The organism is Pedobacter sp. (genome assembly GCF_035566355.1).
Lineage (GTDB): Bacteria > Bacteroidota > Bacteroidia > Sphingobacteriales > Sphingobacteriaceae > Pedobacter.
Window position 1 is genome coordinate 1 of the sequence record NZ_DATMRL010000587.1, and the last position, 7970, is coordinate 7970.

The window sequence follows — 7970 nt, forward strand, 5'->3', positions numbered from 1 at the left end:
CCGAACAAGTACTTCGATCAGGCCTGCTGAAAGGCATCGATTACTGGAAGCGCAGCATTAATTTGATCACAGAATTAGATCATCTTACGCTTTCTGAAAAATTGCATAAACGTAATAAGAAACTTATTCATTATTGCCAGCTCAGGCTTCAAAGCTATCAGTTAATAGATCAAAATATAAACCGTACAGACATCCCGCAAATACAGCAGATTAATGAACAAATAAAATCTACCATGGATGAACTATCATCACAATAGATAAACCATGAATAATGCCGTGATCGCCATCAATGTTGTATTGCTGTTTAATGGTGAGCGTGTTACTTTATAGAACATTTTACTTAATAAATCAAACATATGAGTAGCTACACTGGAATAACATTTTTCCCTTATAGAAAAACAGATGAAAATAGCCTCTCAATAAAATCAACAAGACACCTCTAAAACACCTGCACCAGTTTGACCCAAATTCTGACAATACCTTGAAATCAGGTTCTTCAATCTCCCACTTTTTATCGCCCTTTTCGCAATGGTATTAAAAACAGGTTCAAATATTTTCAGAAACCCAGTCATTTTTGAATTGTTCAAATAAAGAAACAGCGCCAGGTCGGACAACTTTTTAGGCACGCCTGTAGCGCTTGTCAGGCCATCCTTTGTCAGCCCCATTAAGATTAGAGAAGCTTGTTCAAATTGGATATTTCCTGGATTAAGTGTCGTTCTCACCCTACATTTTTCACTAAACTTGTTGTTAAAAAAGTGTGTTTCGTTTTGCTGGATTGTAATTTCATCGCCTTCATTGAGTTGATAGATTTTTCCATTTCTTCCAACTTCCAACTTCCCCTCCAACAATTCAAATTTCTCTGAAAATAAAGTATGGTAGTGCCATGGCGTTTTTGCACCTGGCAACAGATCACATTCGGATATTGTTGGGCCTCCGGTTACAGCAGATTGCAATATCTTGAATGATACCTGTGGAGTGGAAACCCTATTTTTTCTTTTTTGCATTAGGAGTACCGGCCCGGTTGTGATACAAATTATTACAGCAATAAGATGAGCAATAACGTGTTGCCAGTCATTCCCCTTTCCAAGCACAATTATCATATCTCCCAATGGAACAATGGTAGCCGCCAGGAGTGTAATGGCCAATGCCTTTTTCTCTTTGGTAATAACCAAGAGTATCAGTAGCAAACCAGAAAAGAAATCCCGAAACCCTTTAATATAATGAAAGGAAAAATCGCCATTTGTATTGGTAAAAATGCCATAATCAAATTCGGCCTTTATCGGCGATATCAAAAACCTTGTTCCAATAAATAGTAAACCTATCCCTGTTAATAACGAAATCAGGTAGCAAATTCTTGTTGTCATAATTTTATCTTTTATTTGACAACAAAGGTATTTTACAGTTTTTCGCGTTTCATGCACCTGAGTTAATAAATCATCCCCTTCCCCGGATATTCCTCTTTCGTATACGACTAAGGGACTGGGGTTTTACACCGACAAAGGACGCAATATAATATTGAGGAATTCTCTGTAGCATATCAGGATAATCTTTTACGAATTTTTCATACCTAAGCTCTGGGGAATCGGTATAAAAAGAATTAAGTCCCTGAAGCGTTTGGACAAAAACTTGCTCTATGACCATTCGACCATAGCGTTCGCCATTCTTTAGAGTAGTATAAAAAGTTTGTAGATCAGTATAGGATATCACCAACAACTGGCTATCTTCCAAAGCTTGAATAAGCTGCCTGGAAGGCTTTTGTGGAATAAAGCTTTCATTATTGCATACAAAATCAAATTCTTTGGCAAAACCGTAGGTTTTTTCTTCCCCATCGTTATTAATATAATATCGCATCACGCCACTTATAATAAATCCAACTTGCCGGCAAACTTCATCTTCTTTCAGAAAGTATTCACCTTTATTATATTTTTTTTCCCGGAACAGTCTGGCGATTAGTTCTTTTTCATCCTGACTAATATAGACTACTTTTTCAATCGTTTGGAGTAAAACATTTATCATAAGGTATTTCTAGGTATTATATAAAAATAAATATAATAATTGTAGTTCTAGATTTTGGCTACAACATAGCGACTTTTGGCTACATTCATTTTGTTCATGATTCTGACCTTTGAATTAACAAAAAAGCATTATTATGAACATCGTACTTACAGGCTCGCTTGGAAACATTGGCAAGCCACTCACAGAAACATTAGTAAACAATGGCCATGCGGTTACTGTTATCAGCAGCAATGCTAAACGCCAGAAAAACATTGAACTCCTTGGTGCGAAAGCTGCCATTGGCAAATTACAGGATGTAGATTTCTTAACGGAAACCTTCAAAGGTGCAGATATCGTTTACCTTATGGAAACAATGGAAGCAGCTGGTGATATGTTTGATAAATCAGTTGACTTTATTGGCGATATTACTAAAATAGGCGAAAATTACAAAGAAGCTGTAGAACGCTCTGGAGTAAAGAAGGTTATACACCTTAGCAGCATAGGCGCACATACAAATAAAGGGATTGGCATCATCCGTTTCCACCACAATGTTGAAACCACTCTTAGGCAACTACCAGTTGATGTATCTATCAAGTTCATACGTCCGGTCAGCTTCTACCTCAACCTATTTTCTTTTATTCATGTTATCAAATCCAAAGGATCGATCATTTCCAATTATGGCGGTGATGTCAAAGAGCCCTGGGTTTCGCCAAAAGATATTGCAGCTGTCATTGCTGAAGAGGTAGACAAACAATTTGAGGGCAAAACGATACGCTATGTCGCAAGCGAGGAGGTTTCGCCCAATGAAATTGCCGAAACTCTGGGGGAAGCCATTGGTAAACCGGACTTGAAATGGGTAGTGATTCCCAGTCAACAGCTTCTGGACAACTGGCTAAGCATTGGTTTTAATGAGCAGGTAGCTAAGGGTTTTGTAGAGCTGCAGGAAAGCCAGGGTAATGGAACACTTTACGAAGATTACCATCAGCACAAACCGTCATTAGGCAAAGTGAAACTAAAAGACTTCGCAGAAGACTTTGCCTTAGCTTATGGTAATACTGCAGGCCAATAAAACAATTTCTAATCTGGCATTGTTCATCAGGATCATTACTATTGCCAATGAATGAAACCCATATTTCCAGTAAACAGCCAATCGCTTTAAAACTCCTGCTGATTTTCGGACTCGCAATTTTATTGTGTGCTGAAGGTTATTTTGGTTACCATTTACACCAGCTTTCTGAGCGGCAGGAAGAAATAAAAAAAGATTATTCCAGCGTTAATAACATTAGTTCAGGATTATTCTCTGTGGACCAATGGCGCGACAAAGTCTCCGGGATTGTAAGTCACCAGATCCGTGATTTTACCCTCAGTCCAAAGCAAAAGAAAGATCTTCAGAAAGAAGTTGAACAGATCATCATTGCACTCATTGATAAGGCCGAAGCATTAATTAATAAGCCAAAAAAAACGATAGATGGAAAGATTAAGAAGTTTATAGTCAAAAATTTTGTAAACACAGATGACTTCCGGGAAAAGGCTCCTTCCTTAGCAAAAGACATCATTGCCAAAGTCTATAATCCTAAAAACAAAAAACAGTTGAGTAATATCGCAATGTCAAAATTTGATGCCCTGGAACGTGCCGAATACCTTGACAGCACTGTAGCCGCGACAAAGGCTGCAACTGATAAAATTTACAAGAAATATCAGGCAACTTCCAATGAGGAATTAAATAACAAACTGACTTCTTCACTGTCACAGATCAGGACTTTAACCTACAATTATTCATTTGCCATGTTGGGTTGCATCGCTATCGTTTTATCGTTATGGTGGATATTAAGAAAGCGGGTTGATCTCCACGCTACTCTTTTCATCATGTCGTTGATGTTTGCCTTCATTCTTCTTTTTATAGGTTTAACGGCCTCTATGATAGAAGTGGATGCACGAATTAAAACGCTGGATTTTATGGTGCTTGGCGAGCATGTGATTTTTGAGAATCAGGTATTGTTCTTTCAAAGCAAGAGTATTCTGGACGTGGTAAAAGTGTTAATCGGACAGCCAGGAACAGATGCGGTGTTGGTTGGGATTTTGATACTGGTTTTCAGCATACTCTTCCCTGTCATGAAGCTTAGCGCAACCGGTATACACCTGCTGAGCAAAAGGAAAATCGCCAGGAACAAAATCATCAGATATTTTGCCTTTCAATCCGGTAAATGGAGCATGGCTGATGTTATTGTTATTGCAATATTGATGGTCTATATAGGCTTAAATGGATTGTTAGATAGCCAATTGAGGAGTCTGAATATAAAAAGTGATGACTTAAATGTCATAACGACCAACAATACTGCACTTCAGCCCGGATATATCATATTCATCAGCTTTGTACTTTACGGGCTTATTCTGTCAACCATACTAAAATTCATTTCTCCACATGAAAGCCACTAGAAAAACAATCATGCCCAACATTTTGCTCACTGTAGGCCTGAGCCTGTTGCTTTGCGGGGAAGCGTGGTTTGGTTATCGTATATCTACACTTTCCAGCCAGCAAGAGGAAATAAAAACAGACTATAGTGTTTCCAACAATATCACCTTTGGCATATTGTCTGTAGACCAGTGGCGGGAGAAAATGGCAGCCGTTGTAGATGAAAAAGTCAATCAGTTTAACATGACGGCCTGGCAGAAAAAAGAGTTGCAGAAAAAAGTAGCAAAGCAATTGAACACCCTTGTTGATAAAGCCGTGGCTGAGGTTAATAAGCCGCAGAAAAGCATTGGCGGAAAACTAAAAAAACTTGCTTTCAACGCAGTCGTTGACCCCGAAGAAATCAAGGCTGAAGTGCCCAATTTTGCGGCGACCATAGTTGACAAAATCAATAAACCTGCAAGTAAGAAAAGACTCAAGGGTATTATCAATGCTAAAATTGATCAACTGAAAAAGGAAACTTTCGATAATACTGAGCCAGCCAGTGTCACCGTAAAAAGGCATATCTATAAAAAATACCATGTCGACAATACAGCAGCCTTTGAGAAAAAGATCAATTTACAACTCAGCAACATTCGAAAACTAATGTATATATACACATTTGGAATGATTGGCTGTGTTCTGCTTGCTCTATGTTTATGGCTGCTGCTTAAAAAGCAGGTACGTCTTCATACTGCGCTATACATCCTTTCTCTTTTATTCGCTTTTGTCCTCTTATTAGTAGGTGTTACTTCTACAATCATAGAAGTTGATGCGCGGATCCAGTCACTAAATTTTACGCTGCTCGGCGAAAAATTAGCCTTTAGCAACCAGGTATTATTTTTTCAGAGTAAAAGTATAACTGGTATCATTAAGTCATTAGTCGGGCAGCCAAAACCCGATGCTGTCCTGGTGGGAATACTGATCCTGCTTTTTGTGATTATCCTTCCTGTGCTCCGCATGATGGGTAAAGGAATCCTTATATGGGGAAGGGAGAAATATGCAGAGAATAAACTGGTGAGGTTTTTAGCCTTGGATCTTGGCAAATGGGATATGGCTGATGTCATAGTTGTCGGCATTGCGATGACCTATATCGGCCTAAACGGGATCTTGCAAAGTCAGCTCTCAGATTTAAATATCAAGGAGGAACTACTCTCTACGGTAACACAGAATAACTCCTCTTTGCAACCAGGCTATTATATTTTTATAGCCTACGTGGCCTATGTTTCAGTACTGTCTCTGATTTTAAAACGCATAAAACCAATAGAAGTTTAACTGCTTTTTTCAGAAATAATAGTAGATTAAAGGCGTTGAAATTATCTCTATGCTCAAATTGCTTCTTTATCTTTTAATGTCTGTATGTTTTTTTTCCTGCAATTACCCGGGTAAAGGCAGTTTAGGAGGCTGGGCTTCTATTACTTTTCCTGTACCGAAAGATAAGTTAAAGTTAGCCATAGACAGCCTTCGAAATACAAACCCTGAAAATGAAATTCCGGAGAGATGGCGATATGACTCAGAATATTGGGAAAGAGATTCCGGAGGTATAAAAGAACCGGAGGTATTATACATTAAAAAGCAACCCGAAGAGATGTACTACTTCTCTTATATACCAATGGAAGACAACCAGAGTAAAACCTCAACTACTGTTGCGCTTAGGTCTGTTTTTAGAAATGGAACATGGTATAGAAAAGCTGTGTTGGATACCAATGAGCAAAGAAGAATTTCAAGGCGATTTTATGAGGAGATTATTGCAAAGCTGGAATTGATTACAAATACGAAGTCCAGATCGGAAAATGAAGAATACGAACAATCTAAAATTGTTCATGGAGATTCTGACACCAAATCGGATTTTATTTTAACAATTGATTCAAATAAGAATATTCGCACAAAAACAGAACTAAGCATTAAAGAAAAAGCTGATAGTATCGCATCCAAACTCATTCAAGGGAAGTTTGAGATTTCCTCAGTTCATGAATTAGAAAAAGTATGCACCAGTTCTGGAGGTTTAACAATGCAATCCTTTACTACAACTGTAGAAGAGCTCTTTTACAGCCATATGGCCAGCTTTATAAACTATTATATTGCAAATCCAAGCTCTTGCTTAAAAGAAAAGTTAAAACAAAGCATGGAAGTATATATGGCTGCCTATGAACCGAAGGATAGAAGGAGAAAAAATATTGAAAAGGAGAATAGAATACTAAAAAAAGCGGAACGGGAGAATCTCTCACCAAATCAGTTTAGCTTCCTTTACGCTTTATTTAAAAATATTAATCTTCAATAATCATTATCGCGACAGATATTTTGATCAAAAAGAATACATCTGTAGCGATAATGATACCATGCTCGTTTATAAAAAAAACGCAGATCATGAACTCTAAATCAACTCTCCTCTACATCATTAGTGCACTTACCTTTTGCATTGCCGGGGTGTTACTCTATCTTTTTTTTATAACTGCGAGCAAAGAGATATTATCGTATTTAGCTTTGGCAGTTGGTCTGGTACTATTTGCAGTTTATTTACTGTACAAAGGTAGATTTCCAAAGAAAAAGGAAAAGCACATCCGTTATTTCTAACTACAAACCTGTAATCTTTTAACGCCTAAAGTAACCGGCACTACTCTTGGTTGCTACTTACAACTATACGTTTCTGTATTTCCTTGATTTCGATAATCCAGCCGAACAAATGAGTTACATGTGGCGTTATTCTTCCGTTTTTACACCTAACTTTAATTTATGAAAAATATTCAAAAAGAACAGCCTCTGGTTTTGCAAGTCCAGGATCTAATTGAACTGAGTACAGGCTATCAGACGGGAATTACAAATTTCCCTCTTGCAATGGTAAATGATCATATTATCAGGATCAGCATAATGACTGAGGATTATCATTGGCATTTCCATCCTAATTCTGACGAAACTTTCCTGGTTATTGACGGTGCAATCTATGTTGATCTCGAAGAAAGAACTATTGAACTCTCTAAAGGACAAATGTTTACCATACCCCGAAATATAAAGCACCGAACACGTCCGAAAAATAAAAGATCTGTAAACATAACTTTTGAAAGCCAGAACTTGGAAACTGTTCTGTTGTGAGATCATCCGGTTAACGCTCTGAATCAACAGCTCTTTGTCTTTTGCCCCCTCCCCTTAACCAATACTACTTATAGTTGCCATTTACAACTATAAGTAGCCTAAATACAACTATAAGTTTCTGCATTTCTTCCATTTCGGTAATCCATCCGAATACCTTTGTCTTGTCAAAACAAATAAAGAGAATACTTATGTTAAACACTAAAATGATTGGCAATAAAATTGCCGAAGCTCGAAAAAAAACAAATATATCTCAGGCGCAGCTTGCTGAACGTCTATTCATCAGCCCTCAGGCCGTCGGTAAGTGGGAACGTGGAGAATCCATGCCAGACATTACTACTTTTAACCGTCTTGCTGAAATTCTGGGTGTTGATCTTAACTATTTTTCAGAGAACATTCAAACGCAAACCACCGAGCCGACCACCGCAGACCCTCTAAT

Annotated in this window: 9 protein-coding genes; 7 read left to right on the forward strand and 2 right to left on the reverse strand. The window is 37.9% G+C overall.

Features of this window, described 5'->3' with window-relative positions; translation table 11 throughout:
- Positions 1-257, forward strand: a 257-nt coding sequence (locus VNZ46_RS23020; RefSeq protein ID WP_325563004.1) for a hypothetical protein, incomplete at its 5' end; no start/stop codon positions are given.
- Between the two features lie 168 nt (positions 258-425).
- Here the strand turns inward: VNZ46_RS23020 and VNZ46_RS23025 are convergent.
- Together VNZ46_RS23025 and VNZ46_RS23030 are read right to left on the reverse strand one after the other, a co-directional pair.
- Complete coding sequence (locus VNZ46_RS23025; RefSeq protein WP_325563006.1) at positions 426-1364, reverse strand: DUF4267 domain-containing protein; 939 nt, start codon at positions 1362-1364, stop codon at positions 426-428.
- A gap of 70 nt (positions 1365-1434) precedes the next feature.
- Complete coding sequence (locus VNZ46_RS23030) at positions 1435-2016, reverse strand: Crp/Fnr family transcriptional regulator (RefSeq protein WP_325563008.1); 582 nt, start codon at positions 2014-2016, stop codon at positions 1435-1437.
- Between the two features lie 133 nt (positions 2017-2149).
- On the opposite strand from VNZ46_RS23030, the gene VNZ46_RS23035 reads away from it, so the two are divergent.
- From VNZ46_RS23035 to VNZ46_RS23060, 6 genes are all read left to right on the forward strand, one after another.
- Positions 2150-3064 carry an NAD(P)H-binding protein gene (locus tag VNZ46_RS23035; protein ID WP_325563010.1) on the forward strand — a complete coding sequence of 305 codons (915 nt, stop codon included), beginning with the start codon at positions 2150-2152 and terminating at the stop codon, positions 3062-3064.
- 47 nt (positions 3065-3111) lie between these two features.
- Positions 3112-4431: a paraquat-inducible protein A gene (locus VNZ46_RS23040; protein ID WP_325563013.1), complete on the forward strand. Its 1320-nt coding sequence runs from the start codon at positions 3112-3114 to the stop codon at positions 4429-4431.
- Complete coding sequence (locus VNZ46_RS23045; protein ID WP_325563015.1) at positions 4418-5719, forward strand: paraquat-inducible protein A; 1302 nt, start codon at positions 4418-4420, stop codon at positions 5717-5719. Before VNZ46_RS23040 ends, VNZ46_RS23045 begins: the two co-directional genes overlap by 14 nt.
- A 49-nt stretch (positions 5720-5768) precedes the next feature.
- Positions 5769-6725, forward strand: a complete 957-nt coding sequence (locus VNZ46_RS23050) for a hypothetical protein (RefSeq protein ID WP_325563017.1) — start codon at positions 5769-5771, stop codon at positions 6723-6725.
- 452 nt (positions 6726-7177) lie between these two features.
- Positions 7178-7534 (forward strand): cupin domain-containing protein, encoded by a 357-nt coding sequence (locus tag VNZ46_RS23055; RefSeq protein ID WP_325563019.1) that lies wholly within the window; start codon positions 7178-7180, stop codon positions 7532-7534.
- A 188-nt stretch (positions 7535-7722) separates the two neighbouring features.
- Positions 7723-7970 (forward strand): helix-turn-helix transcriptional regulator (locus tag VNZ46_RS23060; protein ID WP_325563021.1); only part of this gene is annotated, 248 nt, incomplete at its 3' end.

What these genes read in the sequence shown, in the direction of transcription:
- VNZ46_RS23050 (WP_325563017.1), top strand. Translation starts at nt 5,769, where the DNA reads ATGCTCAAATTGCTTCTTTATCTTTTAATGTCTGTATGTTTTTTTTCC.
- VNZ46_RS23025 (WP_325563006.1), bottom strand. Translation starts at nt 1,364, where the DNA reads ATGACAACAAGAATTTGCTACCTGATTTCGTTATTAACAGGGATAGGT.
- VNZ46_RS23035 (WP_325563010.1), top strand. Translation starts at nt 2,150, where the DNA reads ATGAACATCGTACTTACAGGCTCGCTTGGAAACATTGGCAAGCCACTC.
- VNZ46_RS23045 (WP_325563015.1), top strand. Translation starts at nt 4,418, where the DNA reads ATGAAAGCCACTAGAAAAACAATCATGCCCAACATTTTGCTCACTGTA.
- VNZ46_RS23055 (WP_325563019.1), top strand. Translation starts at nt 7,178, where the DNA reads ATGAAAAATATTCAAAAAGAACAGCCTCTGGTTTTGCAAGTCCAGGAT.
- VNZ46_RS23030 (WP_325563008.1), bottom strand. Translation starts at nt 2,016, where the DNA reads ATGATAAATGTTTTACTCCAAACGATTGAAAAAGTAGTCTATATTAGT.
- VNZ46_RS23040 (WP_325563013.1), top strand. Translation starts at nt 3,112, where the DNA reads ATGAATGAAACCCATATTTCCAGTAAACAGCCAATCGCTTTAAAACTC.